Genomic DNA, 21,600 nt, shown 5'->3' with positions numbered 1-21,600 from the left:
CGGTTTTTGTATCTTTTCACAGGCGACCATTGGATAGCTCAGAGCGCATCCTCGGACAGGCACTGGATAAAATGGGGAAGCCGTACACCAGGCATGACCCGCGAAAGGGGTTCTTTTGAGCGCAGACAGCGGACGGGCGCAAGCGAGAGAGGCGGGCGAACAACCTGTGCAGACATCGGTCTTGCAGACCAGGAGGCCTGGCTCTCGTGCATCCCGGACCGTGGGCCTGGCCCTGGCTTTGCTGGCCTGCCTCTGGATTGCCTTCTGCACTGGACTGGGCCCCATCTACCGGCAGCAGGGTTCGCTGACACAGGTGGGTCTGCCCCAGGTGCTGATCATGCTGGGAACCCTGTCCATCTGCCTGGCACTGGTTTTGGTCTGCCGCCGGATTCTGCTGGGTTGCAGACCCCTCAGGATGCCGCAACGGCTGACCGCCCTGGCGCAGCGCCCACGGATGCGTGCCTACGCGGCCTTCATCACCAGACAAACCAGTGGCTGGCGACCCATCATGCGTCTGCTCCTGCTGGGCTGGGCCTGGGCCTTTTTTACCCTGCTGGCCGCGTACGGGGCCGACCTGTATGCACAGGCCCAGGAATGCGCCAACTTCCTGGCTCAGCTGCAGGGCGATCAGCCCCCCTACGGCGGCAATGCCTTCACCCAGATGGACGTCTACCCCATCGGCCACTACCTGTGGCCTGTTCACCCGGCCTTCCTGACCGATCAGCACAACATAGTGCTGACCCTGTTTTACGGGATGACCATCATGGCCTCCAACCATCTGACCGGATCCTACGACGCGGGCATTGTGCTCCTAGCGGGGCTGCAGGTGATCTTTGCGGCCTTCTGCTGCGCCGTCACTGCCGACCGCTTCCTGCGCGGCAGCGAAACTGAACATGTCGGGGCGCTGGCCCGCACCCTGGTCATGCTCTTCTTCCTCTTCTCCCCCTTTGTAGTCTTCAGCACCTTCAGCCTGACCAAATCCCCACTCTTCGCCTTCGCCTTCGTCTGGTGGTTCGGCATCTGGCACCAGCTGGAGTCAGCGGACAAGAACTCGCCACTGTACGCCAACCAGGCGGCCCGACTGCGGCCTGCCCTCGCCTTGAGCACCCTGACCATGCTGATCAGCGCCAAGTATGGCCTTTACATCGTCCTGGCCCAGCTGGTCCTGGCCCTGATCATCCACCGTCGCCAGTGGGCCACCATCCTGATAGGTCTCCTGCTGCCCCTGGTCCTGTTCACAGGGGTGACCGGCGCCCTGACGGCCACAGGGACGGTCATCAAGGGTGATCCAGTGGAGAGCCGCAGCATCCAGCTACAGCAGATCGCTCGGGTGGCCCAGCGCAATCCCCAGGGGATTCCGGCCCAGGCAAGGGCCGACCTTGAACCCATCATGGACCTGGACAATGCCGCCATCCAGTACACCCCCTGGGAGGCAGACCGGGTCAAGTCCTCGGGCAACCAGCCCAAACTGATCGTCTATCGATGGAGGACCGTCACACCCGAGCAGCTGTCCCGGCTGAATCAGGCCTGGCTCCAGGTGGGACTGCGCAACCCGATGATCTACCTGGATGCATTCATGGCCGAATCCTACGGGTACTTCGACCCCGGCGACCCTGCCTACGTGGCCATGTCCTACTACCTCAACAACGGCTACGTGCAGAACTCGGGCTCCTGGCTGGCGGCCTGGTGCCATGACTGGCGCAATGGGGTCACCGGATTCGTCAGAACCTGGGCAGATACCCCCCTGCTGGGCCTGGTGGCACGGGCCAACTTCTGGGTGGTGGCCGCCCTGCTGCTGATCGTCGCCCGCCTGGCAGCCGGCCACTGGCGCGGGGCCCTGTACTGGTTCCCCCTCCTGCTGATCATGGGGGTCATGATCACCGCCCCGGCCAACAACTTCGAACGGCACATGTTGCCGGTGGACATGGCAGTGCCCTTCCTGATCCTGGACATGGTCCGGCAGAGCCGCCGTGCCCGCGCCGAAAACCTGATGGACCGGCCGACATGATCGGCAAGTCGAAGCGGTCCAGACCGAAGGACGATGAACCTGCCGAGGCGCAGCAAGCTCACCGGGCACCTACTGCCTCCGATGCCGCCATGGAGCAGATTCTCCTGAAGACGCTGGATCATCTGCAGGAGGCGTTGCCCTGGGCCAGGTCCGTGCCCGCTGATGGGCGCAGAACCTTGGAGGGGGCCATTCAAACGGCTCTGGACGACCTGCTGTCCCGACTTGATTCCCAAGGCACAGAAGACAGCGAAGTCCCCTCACCCGTACCAGCCGAGCTCTCCCGGAGCCTGGGTCCGCACAGAGCCATGGAGCTGACCCAGGTCATTCTGGACATGCTTGAGGAGGCTGGCCGGACCATGGGATCCGAAGAGGAACGAACCACGCTGGTCTACACCCGCCAAGCCGCCACTGCAGCAGCCGAGCTCTACGCCGACCTGGCCGAAACACGGAGCGGCCGCAAGGCAGTAACGGAGTCGAGGATCATTCGGCATCTGATCGAGAAAACGGCAGACACACGGACGGTGGATGATCTGGCCCGTTTAGGCTGGCCGACCGAATTCGACTGCTTCGCTGTCGTCGGCGAGGCCCAGGGCAACGATGACGGGCAGGGCATGGAGAACGCCCGCCAGCCCATACACACCACGGTGGTCCGTCAAGGTGGCAGGGCTCTGGTGGGCGAGAGCGAGGGGCTCATGGTGGTCCTGATCAATCCCGACCGGTCAGGCACCCCAGCCGACTTCTGCGCATCCATCCTGCGGTTCTTCACCGACGAATCAGCTGTCTGCCTGGGACCTCTCCGCCATGGAATCTCCGGTGCGGAAGACTCCATCCGAGCTGCCCTGAGCACGCATGCGGCGGCTCCAGCAGTGGCTGACCCCATCACTGCCGCCCTACCCAGACCACTGCACGCCGACGATCTTCTGCCCGAACGAGCTCTGAACGGGGACACGGACGCTGCCGACCAGCTCTATCAAGAGGTCTATGTGAGCCTGGCCGGACAGGACCCGGACGGGCCTCTGCCGACCACGCTGCTCACCTTTCTGCGCTCGGGCAACTCGCTGGAGGTCACCGCCAAAAAGCTAGGCATCCATCCCAACACCGTGCGCTACCGGCTGAGGCGCTGTGTGGAGGTGACTGGCTGGGATGCTATGGACCCGCGAGAATCCTTCGTCCTCCAGGCGGCCCTGATCATCGGCAGAATCCGCAGATCGCATCCGGGCGCCGACTGACTGGTGCCGGACCAACTGCCGTAAGGCCAAGATATAAAAAGGGCGGGAACCCGAAGGTCTCCCGCCCTGGAAGTATACAGCCGAACTGGCTCAGAGCACCGCGGTGTCCAGAGGAACGCCCGGGCCCATGGTGGTGGTGACAGTGGCCTTGGTGATGTAGCGGCCCTTGACCGTGGCCGGCTTCAGACGCTTGATCTCCTCGTCGACCGCGTGGAAGTTCTCCTCCAGAGCCTGCTGCTCGAAGGAAACCTTGCCCACCGGGAAGCTCAGGTTGCCGTTCTTGTCCACACGGAACTCGATACGTCCGGCCTTGATCTCGGTGACCGCCTTGGCCACATCCATGGTCACGGTGCCCGTCTTGGGGTTGGGCATGAGGCCACGGGGACCCAACACGCGGCCCAGGCGACCGACCTTGCCCATCATGTCGGGGGTGGCCACCACGGCATCAAAGTCCAGATAGCCGCCGGCGACCTTGGTTACCAGCTCGTCGTCGCCAACCTCGTCGGCTCCGGCCTCGGCGGCTGCAGTCGCCTGAGGACCACGGGCGAAGACCAGGACGCGCACGGTCTTGCCGGTGCCGTTGGGCAGGCTGACGGTGCCGCGAACCAGCTGGTCGGCCTTGCGGGGATCGACGTTCAGGCGGTAGACGGCCTCCACGGTCTCGTCAAACCCGCGCTTGGGCATGCTCTTGAGCAGGGCGATGCCCTCCTCGGGGGTGTACAGGTTAGTGCGATCGACCTTCTCGGCCGCTTCGCGGTACTTCTTGGAACGCTTGGTCATCTGCTTCTCCTATCAGCAGTCGCGGTGCGGGCAAGCGTATGCCCTACCGCTCACAACAAAAATTTCAGTCGGTGACGGTGATGCCCATGGATCGGGCGGTGCCTTCAATGATCTTCATTCCGGCCTCGACGTCACGGGCCGACAGATCCTCCATCTTGGTCTGGGCGATCTCGCGGACCTGGGCCTTGGTGACGGATCCCACCTTGGTGGTCAGCGGGTTGCCGGCACCCTTGGAGACGCCGGCCGCCTTGCGCAGGAGGTCTGCTGCCGGCGGGGTCTTGGTGATGAAGGTGAAGGAACGATCCTCGTAGACAGTGATGATGCAGGGAATGACCTGGCCCATCTTGTCCTTGGTGGCATCGTTGTACTGCTTGCAGAAGTCCATGATGTTCACGCCATGGGAACCCAGTGCGGGGCCCAGCGGGGGCGCGGGGTTGGCCTTGCCGGCCTCTATCTGCACCTTGATCAGCGCGGTGACTTTCTTCTTTGCAGCCATATGCTGGTTCTTCTTTCTACGAAGCGGTGATGTCGGAGACCATAGGTCCCCTCCCGCAACCTGTTCTTTCCAAATGCGCTCCACAAGGGAGCACAAGCTTGACGATTATCTCATCGACCGGGGACCGGCCGACGGCGCTCAGACGATCTTTTCGACCTGGTCGAAGCCCAGCTCCACAGGGGTGTCCCTGCCGAAGATGGAGACCAGAACGGTCAACTTCTGCGTGGTGGGCTCCACGTCGGAAACCACGGCGGCCATGGTGGCGAAGGGTCCTTCAGTGACGGTGACCTGATCACCGACGGCGTAGGAGACCTCCATGGTGCGCTTCTTGGCAGCCTCGGGTTTGTCTCCAGCGGCCTTTAAGGCCTCGGAAGCAATCATGGGGGCCATCATCTGGACGACCTCCTTGCGGGTCAGCGGAGCCGGCTCCTTGCTGGGACCGACGAACCCGGTGACGCCCTCAGTGTCGCGGATGATGCGGCGGGCGTTCTCATCTGGCCACATGCGAATCAGCACATAGCCGGGCACACGCACGCGGGTGACGACCTTCTTGCCCTTGTCGGTGTGCTTTTCGACCTCCTCCATGGGAATCTCCACCTGGAAGACCTTGTCCTCCAAGCCGAAGGAGGCCACGCGGGACTCCACGTTGGCCTTGACGCGCTTCTCGTAGCCGGAGTAAGTGTGCAGAACGTACCACTTACCCTCGAGTGTGCGCAGCTTCTTGGAGAACTCGTCCACGGCACGCTGACCCGGATCCTCCTGGTCGGTCTGGTCGTCGGAATCGGAAGAATCTACCTGGGTGTCCTTGGCCTGGGCAGATTCGGCGGATGCCTTGTCCTGCTCAGCCTGCTCCGAAGAGGTTCCGAGCTGCTGATCCTGGACCTGGGCATCCTCCTGCGCGGGGGCGTCGACGGATGCCGACGGGACCGACTCAGTTGCCTGATCGGGGTCCAGTCCCTCTCTGGTCAGATCATCACTCATGAATCACTCTACCTTCTACCTTGTCACGGCTCAGCCGAATATCAGGAGGGCTAGTTTGCCCAGTCCGAAGTCCATCGCAGTTACGAAAATCATCAGCAACAGCACAAAGATGAAGACGGCCACGGACCAGCCCACCAGTTCCTTGCCCGTGGGGGTCACGACCTTGCGGATCTCATCGATGACCTGCTTGATGAAGAGCCCGATACGCATGAAGAAGTTCGGCTTGGCTTCCTCAGCCCCATCCTTCTGTGCCATGGTCATCCATCCTTCGTTTGTTCTGCATCATCTGCTGCAAGCCTTGGCAGGGAAGGCGGGACTCGAACCCACAACCTACGGTTTTGGAGACCGTTGCGCTACCAATTGCGCCACTTCCCTATCGGAACTTCCAACCAGCCTACTCGACAGGGAGGAAAAACCGCCAAATGGCAAGTCTAGCCTAAAGGATGGATTGCGTCCAACCGTGTTGCCACCATAGCATTTCGCTCAGGAGCCGGATCAGGCGCTGATCCAGTCCCCAAGACGCCGCATGCCCTCGGCCAGGTCGTCATCGGCCAGCGCATAGGAGAAGCGCAGGCAGCCAGGCGCGCCGAAGGCCTCGCCTGGCACGGCCGCCACCTGGATCTGCTCCAGGATGACCTCGGCCAGCTCACCCGAGGTGGCACAGACCGTACCTTGTGGACCCGCTGGCTGATTCAGCAGGCCAGTCACGTCGGCAAAGGCGTAGAAGGCACCCAGGGGTTCAGGGCAGGTCACACCCTGCATGGCGTTCAAGGCATCCACGATGGCCCGCCGACGCAGGGCGAAGGCCGACCGCATGGCCTCCACGTCCTCCAAACCGCCGGTCAGGGCCGCCAGGGCCGCCTGCTGGGAGACGTTGGCCACGTTGGAGGTCATATGTCCCTGAAGCTTGGCGGCCGCCTTGGCCACCGGCAGGGGGGCAATCAGCCAGCCCACCCGCCAGCCGGTCATGGCATAGGTCTTGGCCACACCGTTGACCACAATCAGCTGATTGCGCACCTGGGGCACCAGAGCGCCCGGATAGGGGGTGTGCGCTTCCTGGTAGGTCAAATGCTCGTAGATCTCGTCGCTGATCACCCAGATCTGGTGCTCCACAGCCCAACGGCCCACAGCTGCCACCAGGTCGTCGTCCCAGACCGTCCCGGTTGGGTTGGCAGGCACGTTGAGAATGATGGCGCGCGTGCGCTCGGTCCGGGCCGCCTCCAGCTGCTCCAGGCTGGGGATATAGCCCTGGTCGGCTCCGCTGAGCACGGGGACCGGCCGGCCGCCGGCCAGCAGAACCATCTGTGGATAACTGGTCCAGTAGGGTGCGGGGATGATGACCTCATCGCCAGGATTCAACAGGATCTGGAAAGTCTCATAGACGGCCTGCTTGCCACCGTTGGTAACCACCACCTGATCCGGGTCGATCTGGTAACCCGAGTCGCGCAGGGTCTTGTCGGCGATGGCCTGTTTAAGTTGGGGCAGGCCCGCCGTGGGCGTATAGCGATGGTTGCTCGGATCCAGGCAGGCTCGGGCCGCTGCCTGCACGATGTGGTCAGGCGTGGGAAAGTTGGGTTCGCCGGCACCGAAGCTGATCACATTCATGCCCTGGGCCTTCATGGCCTTGGCTTTCGAATCCACGGCCAGAGTGGCACTGGGGGCCACCGCATCTATGCGTCTGCTCAGGGTCTGCCATTGCGCCATAGTCATGCTGTCATGCTACCGCCCGCCACCCCCAGGGCTGCGCTCAGACCAGGACCAGAGAGTCCCGATGCACCAGCGGGTGGGCATAGTGAGCGCCCAGTCGGCGGCGGAGCTCCTTGGTGTTTAGGCCCAGCATGTCCTGAGCCTCCTCAGAATCGTAGCCGGACAGACCCTTGGCCACCTGGTGACCGGACTCATCATGAATCCAGACCGGATCCCCGGCCGAGAACTCACCCTGGACCGATCTGGCACCAGCTGCCAGCAGGCTGGCCCGACCACCGCGCAGAGCTTTGACGGCCCCCTGATCCACCAGATAGCCGCCCCGGGGACGGGATGCGAACTTGATCCAGAGCCGGTGCGAGGAGCCCCGCGGACGGATGGGGGCGAAGAGGGTGCCCACCCGGTCGCCGGCCAGGGCAGGACCTGCAAGATCGGCGCGAGTCAAGACCACGGGCATGCCGGAGGCCGCAGCAATCCGCGCCGCCTCCAGCTTGGTGGACATGCCCCCGGTTCCCAGCCCAGAGACGGACCCCTGGGCATCCACTTGGTCCATAATGGCCGCCACGTCCGGCACAAAGCCGATCCTGTGGGCCCCTGGCTGGGACGGGGGTTCAGTGTAGAGGGCATCCACATCAGTCAGCAGGACCAGGGCATCGGCGCTGACGATGTTGGCGATCAGGGCCGAAAGATGGTCGTTGTCGCCGAAACGGATCTCGTTGCTGGCCAGGGCATCGTTCTCGTTGACGATGGGGATGACCCCCAGATCCAGCAGACGGCAGAGGGTGCGCCGGGCGTTGCGGTACTGGACGGCATGGGTGGTGTCACGAGCGGTGATCAGGATCTGGCCAACCCGTAGGTCATAGCGGGCGAAGGCGGTCTCGTACTGAGCCATGAGCAGACCTTGGCCCACTGAGGCCGTAGCCTGCTGGGTGGCCACATCACCGGGGCGTTCATCGAATCCCAGGGTGCCAAAACCAGCTGCAATGGCCCCAGAAGTGACCAGGACCAGGCGAGCGCCATTCACGGCAGCCGAGGCCAGGGCGCCCACCAGCGAACGCAGGCGGCCAAGGTCCAAGTGCCCATGGAGATCGGTCAGAGAGCTGGATCCTACCTTGACCACCATGGTACGGGCCTGAGCCACTCGGGAGCGGATCTCAGCCTCATCAGATCCTTCCCGTTCGGTCATTGCCCAGCCTCCTCCGAACTGGCAGCATCCGCGTCCCCGCGCCCCAGCAGGCCCTGCCTGTCGTGGGGATCGTCGTCCACGGAGGGGTCGGCCCAGTGCCCCTGGCGCCGTTCCTGCTCCATGACCTGTCGCACCGCCTGCCGGGCATCCATCATCTGGTGGTACTGGCGGCGGCGTTCGCTGTTGGTGCGGCGACGGTTGAGCCCCTGGCTCTCCTCCAGGCGCAGGTCACGACCCCGGGCCACCTGGGGGGTGCCATCCAGCATTTCGGCGCCGGCCGCCACACTCGGATCCCAGTCGAAGGCCACCGCATCGTCGCCAGGACCGATGCGGACCTCGTCACCTGGCCTGGCTCCGGCCTTGCGCAGAGCATCCTCCACACCCATCCGGGCCAGGCAGTCAGCCAGATAGCCCACGGCCTCCTCGTTGTCGAAGTTGGTCTGACGGACCCAACGCTCGGGCTTGGCTCCGCAGACCCTGAACCAGGTCTGTCCGGAACGGGTCTGATGCCGCTCAAGGGTGAAGTCCCCGGACTGGTCGCCGCTCCTGCGCCGCCGCTCCAAGGGGCGGATGACCACGCGCTCCTCCTGCCTGGCCTCTTCCCGCTGACGCAGCTGCCCGCGCAGGCGGTCCACCAGACCGGCCAAGTAGTAACCCAGTTCCTTAAGCCCCTGATGCGAGGCTGTGGAGACCACAAAGACCTTGAGACCCAGGGCCTCGAAGTCAGGCCTAACGAATTCGGCCAGTTCGCGAGCTTCCGGCAGGTCAGCCTTGTTGAGGATGATCACCCTGGGCCGCTCGGCCATGGGGATGACTCCCAGAGGAAGCTCCAGGCGGTCGGCATAATGGGAAAGCTCCTCTTCCAGGGCCCGGTAGTCGCTCATGGGGTCCCGATCAGGCTCCAAGGTGGCACAATCGATGACGTGGGCGATAATCTCGGTACGCTCGATGTGCCGCAGAAACTCCAGCCCAAGACCCTTGCCTTGGGAGGCTCCTGGAATCAGCCCTGGCACATCGGCCATAGTAAAGCGGCTTTCCCCTGCCTGGACCACGCCCAGGTTGGGCACCAGGGTAGTGAATGGATAGTCGGCGATCTTGGGCCGGGCCGCGCTCATGGCCGCCACCAGGCTGGATTTGCCCGCGCTGGGGAAACCCACCAGGGCCACGTCGGCGATGGATTTGAGCTCCAGCACCAGGTCGCGCTCCTGCCCGGGATCCCCTAGCAACGCGAAGCCAGGAGCCCGCCTGGCCTTGGTGGCCAGGGAGCGGTTGCCCAGACCGCCCACGCCGCCTTGGGCTGCAACGAACCGGTCTCCCACGTGGGCCAGGTCGGCCAGTCGCTCACCAGGCTGCTTGCGCTCGCCTTGGCCTCCTTTGGCGGTGAAGACCACGGTGCCCACCGGCACCGGCAGAATCAGATCCTGGCCACGGCTGCCGTCCTTGTCGCCGCCCAGACCCATGGTGCCTGATTCGGCCTGGCGGTGCGGCAGGAAGCGGTAGTCCAGCAGGCTGGTGGCGTTGGCATCGGCCTGAAGAATGACCGAGCCACCCTGGCCGCCGTCGCCTCCATCAGGCCCGGCCAGGGGCTTGTACTTCTCGCGGCGGATGGAGGACGCTCCATTGCCGCCGTCGCCACCCTTGACATGGACGGTGACCTGATCCACAAATGCGCTCATAGGGGCCCATGGTACTCAATCCGGCCTGACATGCGGCCCCTGAGAGCTGAATGCTCTGCATCTTCATACATATATGCAAAAAGGCCACCCCCACGACAGGGATGGCCTTGGCTGATGCCGATAAAGGGCAATCAGGCGGTAAGCACGTCAACGACCTTGCGGTCACGCCGGTTGGCGAACCGAACGGTTCCGTCCGTCAGGGCGAAGAGGGTGTGGTCCTTGCCCAGGCCGACGTTCTGGCCAGGATGGAACTTGGTGCCACGCTGGCGAACGATGATGTTGCCGGCCACTACGGCCTCGCCGCCGAACTTCTTGACGCCCAGGTACTGTGCATTCGAATCGCGCCCGTTGCGTGAGCTGGACGCACCCTTCTTATGTGCCATGTCTGGTTCCTTTCCTACCTCGACCTAGGCCCTCAGGCGATGGCCGTGATCTTGACCACGGTCTGCTTCTGGCGGTGGCCCTTGCGGCGCGCCACGCCGGTCTTGTTCTTGAACTTCTGGATGTTGATCTTGGGGCCCTTGGCCTCATCGTCCACGACCTCGCCCTTGACGGAGATCTTTGCCAGATCCTTGGCGGCCATGGTCACCTTGGATCCATCGACGACCAGCGCGACCGGAAACTCGACCGACTCGCCCTTCCTGGCAGCCAGACGGTTGACCGTGATCTGGTCACCGACCTCGACCTTCTCCTGATGGCCTCCGGCCTTCACAATCGCGTACATAGCCCTACCTTGCCTGTTGTCCAAAGCTGTATGCGCCCGGCATCCGGGTCTCGCCATGCGATTGACGGACCCGTCCAGACACCAGCTAACCAGTATAGAAGCAAACACACCGCGTCGTCAAATGTGCCTGCTCCGCCGACAAAACGAATTCAGTTTATGACTCCTTGGCGACATCCGCCGTCTCAGCCTGGGCATCATCCTCGTCCGACGCCGCCTGGGCCGCCGCAGCGATCCTGGCCAGCTTGGCCTTGACTGCAGGGGTCGAACCTGTGGACAAGGTCTCCTTGGAAGAGGAGCCGTGCCCATGCTTGTTGGTCTTGACGAAGGGGTCGCCGCCCTTGACCGCGTATGGGTCGGCATAGGAGGCGGAGATGGTCGGTTTGTCGTGAAGGATGAAGCCTCGGCCATGGCAGGTGGGGCACTCCTCGGAGAAGGCCTCGACCAGACCCTGGCCCACCCGCTTGCGGGTCATCTGCACCAGACCCAGGGAGGTGACCTCGGCCACCTGGTGCTTGGTGCGGTCCCGGGCCAGGCACTCGACCAAGCGGCGCAGGACCAGGTCGCGATTGGCCGGCATGACCATATCCACGTAGTCGATCATGATCATGCCGCCGATGTCGCGCAGGCGCAGCTGGCGGGCGATCTCCTCGGAAGCCTCCAGGTTGCAACGGGTCACCGTCTCCTCCAGCGACTTGCCCTTGCCGATGAAGCGGCCCGTGTTCACGTCGATGGTGGTCATAGCCTCGGTGCGGTCGATGACCAGGGAGCCGCCGGAGGGCAGGTAGACCTGGCGCTCCATGCCCTTGCGCAGTTGGCTGTCGATGCTCCAGCGATCGAAAACATCCTTGCCCTGGTGCTCGGCCGGGTCCCAGTGCTCAAGTTTCTCCTCCAGGTCGGGGGCCATGGTCTCCAGGTAGTTGCGGACCCTCTCGTAGACCCCCTCGCCCTGGACCACCAGCTTGGCGAAGTCGTCGTTGAAGATGTCTCGAACCACACGGATAGCCACGTCCGGCTCGCCCTGCAGAAGCTTGGGACGCTTGCCGTGCAGGAACTCCTTGCGCTTGTCCTCGATCTTGCCCCACTGACGCTGCAGGTTCTCCAGGTCCTTGGTCAGAGCCTCCTCGCTGGCCCCCTCTGCCGCGGTGCGAATGATGACGCCCATGTCCTTGGGGGCCACCTTGGAGACGATGCTCTTGAGACGGGAACGCTCGCGGTCGGGCAGCTTGCGGCTGACGCCGGTCATGCCGCCCGAGGGCACCAGGACCAGGAAGCGGCCGGCCAGCGTGACCTGCGAGGTCAGCCGTGCACCCTTGTGGCCAATGGGGTCCTTGGTGACCTGGACCAGCACAGGGTCGCCGGATTTGAAGGCCAGTTCGATCCGGCGGGGCTGGCCCTCCAGACGGGTGGAGTCCCAGTTGACCTCGCCGGCATAGAGCACGCCGTTGCGGGCCTGGCCGACGTCCACGAAGGCGGCCTCCATGCTGGGCAGGACGTTCTGAACCCGGCCCAGGTAGATGTTGCCTACAGTGGAGACCTCCTGGATGTCGGAGACGTAGTGCTCGACCAGGATATCGTCCTCGATGACCGAGATCTGGGTGTGGTGCTCCTTCTCGCGCACCACCATCAGGCGGTTGACGTTTTCACGGCGGGCCAGGAAGTCCTGCTCGACCAGTTGGGACTGACGCGAGCGTTCGCGGCGGTTGTCCCGCCGGCGCTGCTTTTTGGCCTCCAAGCGGGTGGAGCCCTCCACGTCGGTGATCTCGTCAATATATTGCTGTTTGCGCGAGCGGCGGGTATTGGGCTCCTCTGACTCGCCCTCAGCGGACTTGGAGCCTCTGCGACGGCGGCGGCGACGGGTCAGCGGGGCCTCGTCCTCGTCATCCTTGTCCTTCTCCTGCTCGTGCCCGCGACGGTGGCGAGTGGAAACGGACTTGTCAGAGCCCTCATCATCGCTCTTGGCACGGCGGCGGCGACGAGTGCGAGTGCCGGACTCATTCTGGTCCTCGTCCTGTTCCTGGTCCTCGTCAACCACGAAGGTTATGCCCTCGTGATCCAGATCCTCCTCGATGCGCTCCACCTCGTCGGCGGCCCTGCGCTCCTCGGCATTGAGCCTGCGAGAACGGCGTGAACCGCCCTCCGAGGTGCTCCTGGATTTGCTTCGGCGGGAGGGCTTGGATGACTGTTCGGCATCCTCGTCCTCCTCATCCCGTTCGTCGCGCTCATTCTGCTCAGGCCTGGAGACGGGTATAACGGGCTCCTGGAAGAGCAACGACGTCATAGGACGGGGACGGGCGGTGCGGGCGGCACGCGGACGCTCATCCTGCTCCTCAGCCTTCCGGTCTGTCCTCTGGCTGAGCCCCGACGTCAGAGCCTCCACAGCCTCAAGGGCACGTTCCTGACGGTCTTGATCAGGTTCGCCCTCCTGGGCATGCTCCTCGGTGCGTCGGCGGGCAGTAGTACGGCTGCGACGACGAGTAGTCGTCCTGGCCGGCTTGGACTCGCTCTCGTCTTCCTGGGCATCCTGGCTGGAGTGGTCCTGCACGCTCTGATCGGCAGCCTGATCCTCCTTGGGCTTGCGGGTGCGGCGGCGACGGGTGGCGGAGGGCTTGGACTCGTCGCCCTCCTCCTTGGCCTTGCGGGAGGTCTTGCGCTTCTCGGCCTCGACCTTCACAGGCACGTCGGCACCGGCAGCGCCGGCCACCCTGACCACACGCCGTCCGGAGCGGCGACGAGTGCCGGAACTTGCAGTCTCTTCAACCTGCCGTCCCTGCCCATCACTGATGGCGGACCGATTATCCTTGGTATCCTCATTCGTATTTTCGGGCACAATGCTCCTTGCGGCACGCCGCCTCGCGCCGCTCTCACGGTCCCGATCCGTCCTCACGCTGCACTCTCACTGCAACCGCGCACCTGCGTACGCCCGATCGAAACGCCTTGGCAAAAAGTCTTCCTGACGCAGGCGGACACCGACGCCCACACGGGTCACTGGGTCTCCGTCCGGGGGGATCAACGCCTACGCTGCAAGTGGTCAGGCAGAACCACCGTCATCTAGTATGTCACAGATCAGCGGTCTTCAGGTCCATTGAGCCACTCGACCAGTATTGCTTCCAGCCGGACCAGGTCATCCAGGGGCACCTGTTCGTCGGCCTTGTGGGCCAGTAGGGGGTCCCCTGCGCCCAGGTTGACGGCTGGTAGGCCAAGGGCTGAAAATCGGGCCACATCGGTCCACCCCAGCTTGGCACGAGGCTGCTGGCCCGTGGTCCGGGCAACCAGGTCCGCCAGTGAACTCGCCCATGGCGAATCCAGTCCAGGACGGGCCGCTGGCGATTCGTCGCACATGCGCACCGAGAACCCCTGGAAGACCCCGCCGCGGGCCATATGCTCGCCATTGCCCAGCTCAGCGCCTGTCCCTTGGCCCATCATCAACTCCTTGGCCTGGGCCAGACTCTTGTCGGGGGCGAACCGGTAGTTGACATGCACCCGGCAGCGGTCGGGAATGACGTTGGTGCCCAGGCCGCCCTCGATCGTGGTGGCGTTGAGCCCCTCCCGATAGTCCAGGCCGTCCACCCGCACCGTGGCCGGACGGTACTGCTCCAGCCGATCCAGAATGGGCGCGGCCGCGTGGATGGCATTGCTACCCATCCAGGCCCGGGCGGAGTGGGCCGCCGTGCCGTGGGTGATCAGATCGAAGCGCATGGTTCCATTGCAGCCGGCCTCGATGGTGCAGTCGGTTGGCTCGCCGATGATGGCGAAATCACCTTGCACCCAGTCGGGGTGGGCGGCCACCACCCGGCCCAGCCCGTTCAGGTCGGCCTGGACCTCCTCATGGTCGTAGAAGACGAAGGTCAGGTCATAGACCGGCTCCTGCAGGGTGAGCGCCAGGTGAAGAAAGACGGCATCCGAGGCCTTCATGTCGGCGGAGCCCCTGCCGTACAGCACCCGGGATCCAGGGTGGGCGGCAGCCAGGTCGGCGCGGATGTCCGGGTCGCCGGGCTCCAGCCAGCGCGGGGGGAGGTTCCCATCCACGGGCACGGTGTCTAGATGCCCGGCAAGGACGATGCGGTGGGGACGGCCCAGCTGGGTGGATGCCACGACCGTATCACCCAACCGTTGGACCAAGAGATCAGCTCGTGAGGACAGGGCCCTCTGGACGGCATCAGCCAGGGCGCCCTCCTGGCCGCTGACCGAAAGCAGGGCGGTCATGGACTCCAGTATCCTTGCCAGGGCCTGGGCAGGTTCAACCCCCCGGGCACCTGCGAGAAGATCAATATCCGTCTGTGTGTTCTTGGCCATAGTGCCATGCTAGCGGGCCGGGAATCGCAGATGGACCTGCAGCCGCAAGCATGAGGTCCTGGTGGCACAATGGGGGCGACGGAAGCGGTGGCACTCCGCCTGGGAGGCCGCCGTCCACCATGCGAGACGAGGAGGATGCCGGAGTGCCTGGACTGCTCAGCGCCATGGAGGGGTTCTTCATCATCGGCGTGGTCATCGCCGTGGGCTATGTGGCCGCCCGCTTCCATGTAGGCGGTCCCACAGCCCAGCTGGTACTGAACAAGTACTCATTCTTTGTGTCAACGCCCTGCCTGATGTTCGCCATCCTCTCCAAGCAGAAGCTGTCGGTAATCTTCCACCCCAGCATCATCGTGGCCTTCCTGTCGGCGGCGGCCGTGGGTCTGCTTTTCGTGGCCCTGAATGCGACCAGCTTCCACCTGCCTGCCGCCGAAGCCACCATCGGCGCTCTCGACTCCCTGTATTTGAACTCCAATAACATCGGGTTGCCTGTAGCCACCTATATTCTGGGCAATCCCACACTGGTGGCCCCTATCCTGGTCATGCAACAAGCCCTCTTCACCCCAATCGGGCTGACCGTTCTGGACGCGACCACCTCTGGCAAGCTTTCGGTCAAGACCATCCTCAAACAGCCTCTGAAGCAGCCGATCCTCATCGGCTCCATAGGCGGCATAGTGATATCGGCCATCAGCGCTCAGGCCGGCCATTTCGTCATCCCTGACTTCGTCTACAAGCCCATCGACATGATTGGGCAGTCGGCCGTGCCCATGATCCTCATGGCCTTCGGCATGTCCCTGCGGGGTTCGCGACCCATGGGCCGGGGCACTGACCGTCGTGCCACCCTGTGTGCGGTGATCCTGAAGAATCTGGTCATGCCCATGATCGCCTACCTGCTGGCCCGGTTCATGATGGGCTTCGGCGGGGCGGAGCTGTACGGGTGCGTGGTTCTGGCGGCCCTGCCCACCGGCCAGAACGTCTACAACTACGCCGCCCGGTACGAGGTGGGAACCACCTTCGCCAGGGACGGCATCCTGTTGAGCACGATCACCTCGCCCGTGATCATCGCTCTGGTTGCTCTGCTCCTGAGCTGATGCGCCCAGGCAGGCTGCCTACTCAGCCTTCGGCTGCCAGAACCTCCAAGCGTTGTCTGAAGTGCGGCCAGTCCTGTCCGAAGGCCTTCAGAAGGGGCAGGTCCGCGACCTTGTCCCGGTCCACCCATTCCAGGGCAATGCTCTCATCGTCATTCATGCGGGGATCGACCTGGTGGCCGGGACGCTCAAAGGCCAGTATGGTCGTGTAACCCCAGGGACCGTGGTCCTCCAGGTAGGAACCCACCACCTGAATGTCCTCCGGACGGATGTTGGCCTCCTCATAGCTCTCGCGCAGGCCGCCCTCCAAGGGATTTTCCCCGTCGGAGATGGCGCCGCCCGGCACACCCCAGGTGCCGCCCTCAGCGCTCCAGCGGGCCCGATGCTGCAGAAGCACACTGACCGGCACACCTGTGCAGGCATCACGCCGGGCCAACAAAACGCCGGCAGCCCCGTTGAGCCCCCAGTGCCGCTTGCCGCAGGCGCAGTCCACCCACCCGTCGCCAGGCTGATGGACGTTCTCCACGGGAGCGACCATTCCCTCAGGGCCGCGCATCGATCTGGCGGTCTGCTGCCGCTTGGGCATGACTCGTTCGGCCCACAGGTCAGGCCAGGAGACGCCCAGCTCCTGGGCCAGGGCGCGCAGGGTGGGCATACTCAATCCCATCACTCCACTGGGATCACCCTCGATGCCCTGGATGAAGGCGCTGCCCAATCCCTCCAAGGTGAAGGATCCAGCCACCTCAAGGGGTTCGCCTGTGGCTACATAGGCCTGCATGGATGCCCGGTCATAGTCTCCGAAGGTCACTTGAGCGCTGCTGACCGCCCGGACCTTTCGTCCGGTGGCCAGATCGATCAGACAGTGACCGGTGACCAGGGTACCTGTTTGGCCACGCATAGCCATCAACCGCTCCATAGCACGTTCTGGCTTGTGAGGCTTGCCCATGACAACCCCGTCCATGCTGAACAGCGAGTCACACCCCAACAGGAGGGGCCCGCGCCCGGCGCCGATCATCCCGCCCCAGGCCCCAATGACCCGGCTCATGGGATCCCGGGAGGATGCACCTGAATCACCCTGGCTCAGAGGCCTGAACGTGACCAGATCGCCCCGGGATCGTCTTTCGGCATCCTTGACGGCATTCAAGGTCGCTTGGACAGCCGAAGCCTTGGCCTCAGCCAAGACACTGACCCGTTCGCGCACATCCAGGTCATCCAGGCGACAACCCAGTTTACGGGCCCGTTCCGCAAGCACAGCCGGCTCATCGACCTTTGAGGGTCGAATGATGGGGTCAATGCCGGCCTGGACCAGAAGCCGCCGCCTGGATGGAGAGGATGATGCCAGGATCAGCGGGATATGCCTGTCTTCAGTGTTCACGATTGCCTTCCTGGTCCCGTTCCACCTGGACCCCCTGGCAGTCCACGTCCAAGGACAGGATCCGCCAGCGACCGGAATCCAGATAGTCCCTGGCAAGGGTCCGCAGCTCATTTTCGGCATCCCCGTAGTGCAGGACGATAATGCATGGTCCAGCCCCAGAGACGGCCGCCGCATAGCCCTGACGACGAAGGAGCTGCAGGAGCTTGGTGGAGGACGGCATGAGCCCGGCCCGGTATGGCTGATGGAGTCGATCCTGGGTAGCTACAAAGAGCAAGGAGTTAGCTTCGGCAGCCTGCCCGATCTTCTCGGCCCCCAGGTCATCTAGTGACCCTGGGTTCAGAGCGCCGGGAATCAGGGCCGCCCGAGAAAGGTTGTGGACGGCATCCGCATAAGGCACCCTGTTGGGCAGGGCCTGTCGGGCCTTCTGTGTGGACAGATGGGCGCCGGGAATGAAAACCGTGGCCTTGATAGCCGGGTCCACCTTGTAGCGCAGGGTGTGGTAGCCGCCTTCCAAGGGCGCGCCCCCGGCTATGGGCAGGGAACCCACCCCCTCGCCAGTGGCCAAATCATAGGAGACGGTCAGTCCCCCGTAAACGGCAGGCGCCACGTTGTCGGGATGCCCCTCGATCTGGGCAGCCAGTGCAAATACGGCATCACGGCGCAGGGGACCGGCGTGGGCGAAGGCAGCAGCAGCCGCAATCCCGGCCACGATGGCCTCAGCGCTGGATCCCAACCCCCTGGCCTGGGGGATACGATTGACGGCTCTCATGATGAAGCCGAACCGTGGCAGTCCAAAGACCTGGCAGGCCCGCCGGAATGCGGAAACAACCAGGTGGGTCTCGTCTCGGGGCAGGGTCCGCTCTCCCTCGCCTTTGATGACGACATAGGCGGTGGTGTCACCCGGGTCCACGGAACGGGTGAAGACGATCTCGTCATGGTAGTTCAGCGCCAGACCGACTGCATCGAAACCCGAACCCAGGTTGGCGCTGGTGGCTGGCACACGCACCCGGACAGTAGATGGGCCCTCTGTGGCAACGGTCATCATTGGGCCTGCCGATCGAATACGCGCAGAATAGAGGCCTGCCCGGTGACCGAGTCGAAGGTGGAGATTCGCTGAACCACCTGCCGCAGGGTCACCTCGTCGCACAGATGGGTGACCACGCGCAACTGCTGGATCTCGCCGCTGTAGCCCGGGTCATGCAGGGTGGGCTTGATGTCCTGATTGACTCCGTTGATGGAAATGCCCGCCTCGGAGAAGACCTGGGCGATGGCCGCCAGCACGCCAGGCTTGTCGTGAATCAGGAAGCGGACAGCAAAGGCGGCCCGGGATGCATCCAGCGGAGCCATGGGGATGTTGGCGTACATGGGGATTCCCGGACCCATGCCATGCTGGACGATGTGGCGTGCCTCGGTGACCACATCCCCCACAACGGCTGATGCTGTGGGCGCTCCGCCGGCACCCCGGCCGTAGAACATGAGATCGTCGGCGGCTTTGGCGGTGACGAAGACCGCATTGAAGCTGCCATGGACCGAGGCCAGAGGGTGGCTGTCGGGGATCAGCGCCGGGTAAACCCGGGCGGAGATGCCCTGCTCCCCGCGTTCAGCCACAGCCAGAAGCTTGATGACCCGGTGCTCGGTCTGTGCGGCCGCAATATCGTCGGCAGTGATGGCGCGGATGCCCTCCACGGGGACGTCGTCCAGGCGCACATCGGTATGGAAGGCCAGCGTGGCCATGATGGCGGCCTTAGCGGCCGCATCCAGCCCGTCCACATCGGCAGTGGGATCCGCCTCAGCGAAGCCCTTGGCCTGGGCATCGCGCAGGGCCTGATCGAATTGAAGACCCTTGGTGGTCATCTCATCCAGAATGTAGTTGGTGGTCCCGTTGACGATGCCCACCAGACTGGTGATGCCGTCGCCCACCAGGGACTCGCGCAGGGGCCGCACGATGGGGATGGCTCCGCCCACAGCCGCTTCGAAGTAGATGTCGACGCCCCGTTCTTCGGCGGCCCGGTAGAGCTCAGGGCCGTGCTGGGCCAGCAAGGCCTTGTTGGCGGTGACCACGCTGGCGCCGGACTCGATGGCCTTGAGCAGCAGGGTGCGGGCCGGCTCGATCCCACCGATCAGTTCGATGACGATATCCGCTTTAGTGACTAAGTCGGCTGAGTCTGTGGTCAGCAGGGACGGATCAATCCAATCAGCCTTGACCTTGTCAGGATGGAGGACGGCGATACCTACCAGCTGCAGGGGGCGGCCCACTCGACTGGCCAGATCCTGGCTCTGCTCCACCAAGAGGCGGGCAGTCTGGGAGCCCACGGTCCCGGCCCCCAGAAGTGCTACGCGGATGGGCCTGACGGCCTCCTGCTGCTGCATGCGTTCAGGCATATGGTCCTCCATCCGCCCCAACGGGGCCTGTCTCCGGGTGTTGCTCCATCTTAGAAAGCCAATCCGACACCCCTTGGTTCCATCCGAGGGCGAGGCTCATCCCTGGTCCAAGGCCAGCAGATCATCCATGGTCTGCCGCCGTAGCATCAGCTGGGCACCAGACTGGTCCAGGCCCACCACGGGAGGGATCAGAGCCTGGTTGTAGTTGCTGGCCATGGTCCGTCCGTAGGCGCCGGTCACCGGTACCAAAAGCAAATCACCCCGGCGAATGTCCGCAGGCAGAGGCACATCCTGCACCAGGATATCCCCAGATTCACAGTGCTTGCCCACCACACGGGCCTGAATCCGGTCCACGCTGCCATGTCGGTTGGCAAGGACGGCAGTGTACTCGGCCCCATACAGAGCCGGACGAATGTTGTCACTCATGCCGCCGTCAACCGAAACGTAGGTGCGCACACTTCCGTCAGACAGGGGAACGGGCTTGACGGTGCCCACCCGGTACAGGCTCATGCCGCATGGGGCCACGATCCAGCGGCCGGGCTCGAAGGCGATGACCGGCATGGGCATGCCCAGGCGGCGGTTGATGGCGACCATGTCAGCCCCCAGGCTGGTCAAGGTCTCGTCCAGGTCCATCCGATCCTCATCTGGAGTGTAGGGCACGGAGAAGCCGCCCCCCAGATCAACCTCAGGCATCAGGTATCCGTCGGTGGCCCAGAAGGTATGCCGCAGCAGCATCATGCGCCGGGCGGCCTCGATGAAGGCCGAAGAGTCATGGATCTGAGAGCCGATATGGGTATGGATGCCCACCAACTCCAGTTCCCGCTCGTGGGAACGAATCTCCTTGAGCAGGGCGATAGCCGGTCCGTCGGCCAGAGCGGACATGGCTTTGATCCGGGCAAGATCGGCAGGTTCAGCAGGCTCGTTGGTAACCGAATACAGTGCCGAAGACGACGGGGAGACCACAGAATCACCAGGAGCCGAAGAGCTGTCATTCTTCGTGGCCGCCGGAGTCGCTGCCCCAGCCTGCCCTGAGGACCCAGGCTCAGCGCCCAGGTCCAGCAGACTCACGTCGGTGCCCTGGGGCAGCAGGGGGATGCCAAACTTCTGATCCTCGTGTGCGGTGGAAATGTACTCGTGACCGCCGGCGTGCACCCCCACGGTCACCCGGAGCATGACCTTGGCGCGACGGCCCTGTGCCCTTGCAGCAGCGGCGATTCGGGCAGGCTCGTCGGGCGCATCGATAACGATGGCCCTATAGCCCTCCCTCACAGCCAGGTCGATCTCCTGGTCGGACTTGTTGTTGCCGTGCAGGACCAGACGGCGGCCAGGGGCACCGGCAGCCTGAGCGATCAGCATCTCGCCCAGGGAGCAGGTATCAATATCCAACCCCTGGCGCAGCATGATCCGCACGGTCTCCTTGCTAAGGAAGGCCTTGCCCGCGTAACTGACCCTGGTGGTCGCACCGCCCAGGTCTCGCAGAGCCGCCTGGCGGAAGGCCGAGGCCCGTTCCGCCATCATCGCGGTGTCCATCAGATACATGGGGGTGCCGTAACGCTTGGCCAGATCTTCCATAGAGCACCCGTGCATGCTCAGCATGCCCTCATGGTCCTGCTGCAGAGCCTCGGGCCAGAACCCATCGGACCCCAACCCGCACATCCCTGTCTCCATTAACGACCTCCCG

General features: G+C 64.0%; 18 protein-coding genes and 1 tRNA gene. 3 read left to right on the top strand and 16 right to left on the bottom strand.

The window, feature by feature from the left end:
• The first annotated feature begins 115 nt into the window (after positions 1–115).
• Entirely contained in the window at positions 116–2,008 is a 1,893-nt protein-coding gene (locus H3T93_RS05960) for a DUF6020 family protein (RefSeq protein ID WP_144178361.1), read from the top strand.
• Positions 2,005–3,237: a PucR family transcriptional regulator gene (locus H3T93_RS05955; RefSeq protein WP_144178360.1), complete on the top strand. Its 1,233-nt coding sequence runs from the start codon at positions 2,005–2,007 to the stop codon at positions 3,235–3,237. The genes H3T93_RS05960 and H3T93_RS05955 overlap by 4 nt, the downstream gene beginning before the upstream one ends.
• A gap of 90 nt (positions 3,238–3,327) precedes the next feature.
• On the opposite strand, the gene rplA is transcribed toward H3T93_RS05955, so the two are convergent.
• The 12 genes from rplA to dapE all read right to left on the bottom strand — a co-directional run bounded on the left by rplA (position 3,328) and on the right by dapE (position 15,077).
• Positions 3,328–4,017 (bottom strand): 50S ribosomal protein L1, encoded by a 690-nt coding sequence (rplA, locus tag H3T93_RS05950; protein WP_046323363.1) that lies wholly within the window; start codon positions 4,015–4,017, stop codon positions 3,328–3,330.
• 64 nt (positions 4,018–4,081) lie between these two features.
• A complete protein-coding gene (gene rplK / locus H3T93_RS05945; protein ID WP_015022451.1) occupies positions 4,082–4,513 on the bottom strand; it encodes a 50S ribosomal protein L11 in 432 nt (143 codons plus the stop codon).
• Between the two features lie 138 nt (positions 4,514–4,651).
• Positions 4,652–5,494 (bottom strand): transcription termination/antitermination protein NusG, encoded by an 843-nt coding sequence (gene nusG, locus H3T93_RS05940; RefSeq protein ID WP_144178359.1) that lies wholly within the window; start codon positions 5,492–5,494, stop codon positions 4,652–4,654.
• A gap of 30 nt (positions 5,495–5,524) precedes the next feature.
• The gene (gene secE, locus H3T93_RS05935) at positions 5,525–5,749 is read right to left on the bottom strand and encodes a preprotein translocase subunit SecE (RefSeq protein WP_046323894.1); all 225 of its coding nucleotides are present in this window, start codon (positions 5,747–5,749) and stop codon (positions 5,525–5,527) included.
• Between the two features lie 44 nt (positions 5,750–5,793).
• Positions 5,794–5,869 (bottom strand) — tRNA-Trp (locus H3T93_RS05930).
• Positions 5,870–5,989: 120 nt separating this feature from the next.
• Positions 5,990–7,198 carry a pyridoxal phosphate-dependent aminotransferase gene (locus tag H3T93_RS05925; protein ID WP_186363990.1) on the bottom strand — a complete coding sequence of 403 codons (1,209 nt, stop codon included), beginning with the start codon at positions 7,196–7,198 and terminating at the stop codon, positions 5,990–5,992.
• 43 nt (positions 7,199–7,241) lie between these two features.
• Complete coding sequence (gene proB / locus H3T93_RS05920; RefSeq protein WP_144178356.1) at positions 7,242–8,384, bottom strand: glutamate 5-kinase; 1,143 nt, start codon at positions 8,382–8,384, stop codon at positions 7,242–7,244.
• Complete coding sequence (obgE, locus tag H3T93_RS05915) at positions 8,381–10,060, bottom strand: GTPase ObgE (RefSeq protein WP_121912971.1); 1,680 nt, start codon at positions 10,058–10,060, stop codon at positions 8,381–8,383. Before obgE ends, proB begins: the two co-directional genes overlap by 4 nt.
• A gap of 131 nt (positions 10,061–10,191) precedes the next feature.
• On the bottom strand, positions 10,192–10,443 hold the full coding sequence (rpmA, locus tag H3T93_RS05910; RefSeq protein WP_015022457.1) for a 50S ribosomal protein L27: 252 nt from the start codon (positions 10,441–10,443) through the stop codon (positions 10,192–10,194).
• A gap of 32 nt (positions 10,444–10,475) precedes the next feature.
• Complete coding sequence (gene rplU, locus H3T93_RS05905; protein ID WP_024626855.1) at positions 10,476–10,784, bottom strand: 50S ribosomal protein L21; 309 nt, start codon at positions 10,782–10,784, stop codon at positions 10,476–10,478.
• A 154-nt stretch (positions 10,785–10,938) separates the two neighbouring features.
• A complete protein-coding gene (locus tag H3T93_RS05900; protein WP_144178355.1) occupies positions 10,939–13,611 on the bottom strand; it encodes an Rne/Rng family ribonuclease in 2,673 nt (890 codons plus the stop codon).
• Between the two features lie 236 nt (positions 13,612–13,847).
• Positions 13,848–15,077 (bottom strand): succinyl-diaminopimelate desuccinylase, encoded by a 1,230-nt coding sequence (gene dapE, locus H3T93_RS05895; protein WP_144178354.1) that lies wholly within the window; start codon positions 15,075–15,077, stop codon positions 13,848–13,850.
• Positions 15,078–15,220: 143 nt separating this feature from the next.
• Here dapE and H3T93_RS05890 point away from each other — a divergent pair, with 143 nt between their 5' ends.
• Positions 15,221–16,165 (top strand): AEC family transporter, encoded by a 945-nt coding sequence (locus H3T93_RS05890; RefSeq protein ID WP_144178524.1) that lies wholly within the window; start codon positions 15,221–15,223, stop codon positions 16,163–16,165.
• 22 nt (positions 16,166–16,187) lie between these two features.
• Here H3T93_RS05890 and H3T93_RS05885 read toward each other — a convergent pair whose 3' ends face one another.
• The 4 genes from H3T93_RS05885 to H3T93_RS05870 form a co-directional block, all read right to left on the bottom strand.
• Complete coding sequence (locus H3T93_RS05885; protein ID WP_144178352.1) at positions 16,188–17,537, bottom strand: Maf family nucleotide pyrophosphatase; 1,350 nt, start codon at positions 17,535–17,537, stop codon at positions 16,188–16,190.
• Positions 17,527–18,579 carry a homoserine kinase gene (gene thrB / locus H3T93_RS05880; RefSeq protein WP_144178522.1) on the bottom strand — a complete coding sequence of 351 codons (1,053 nt, stop codon included), beginning with the start codon at positions 18,577–18,579 and terminating at the stop codon, positions 17,527–17,529. The genes H3T93_RS05885 and thrB overlap by 11 nt, the downstream gene beginning before the upstream one ends.
• Positions 18,579–19,919 carry a homoserine dehydrogenase gene (locus H3T93_RS05875; RefSeq protein WP_082097863.1) on the bottom strand — a complete coding sequence of 447 codons (1,341 nt, stop codon included), beginning with the start codon at positions 19,917–19,919 and terminating at the stop codon, positions 18,579–18,581. The genes thrB and H3T93_RS05875 overlap by 1 nt, the downstream gene beginning before the upstream one ends.
• Positions 19,920–20,015: 96 nt before the next feature.
• Positions 20,016–21,587, bottom strand: a complete 1,572-nt coding sequence (locus H3T93_RS05870; protein WP_144178350.1) for a diaminopimelate decarboxylase family protein — start codon at positions 21,585–21,587, stop codon at positions 20,016–20,018.
• Between the last annotated feature and the right edge of the window lie 13 nt (positions 21,588–21,600).

It is taken from the genome of Bifidobacterium sp. M0404 (assembly GCF_016101415.1).
GTDB classification, from domain to species: Bacteria; Actinomycetota; Actinomycetes; order Actinomycetales; family Bifidobacteriaceae; genus Bombiscardovia; species Bombiscardovia polysaccharolytica.
Note: the sequence above shows the minus strand (reverse complement) of the source record. Positions and strands in the feature narration are given on the sequence as shown.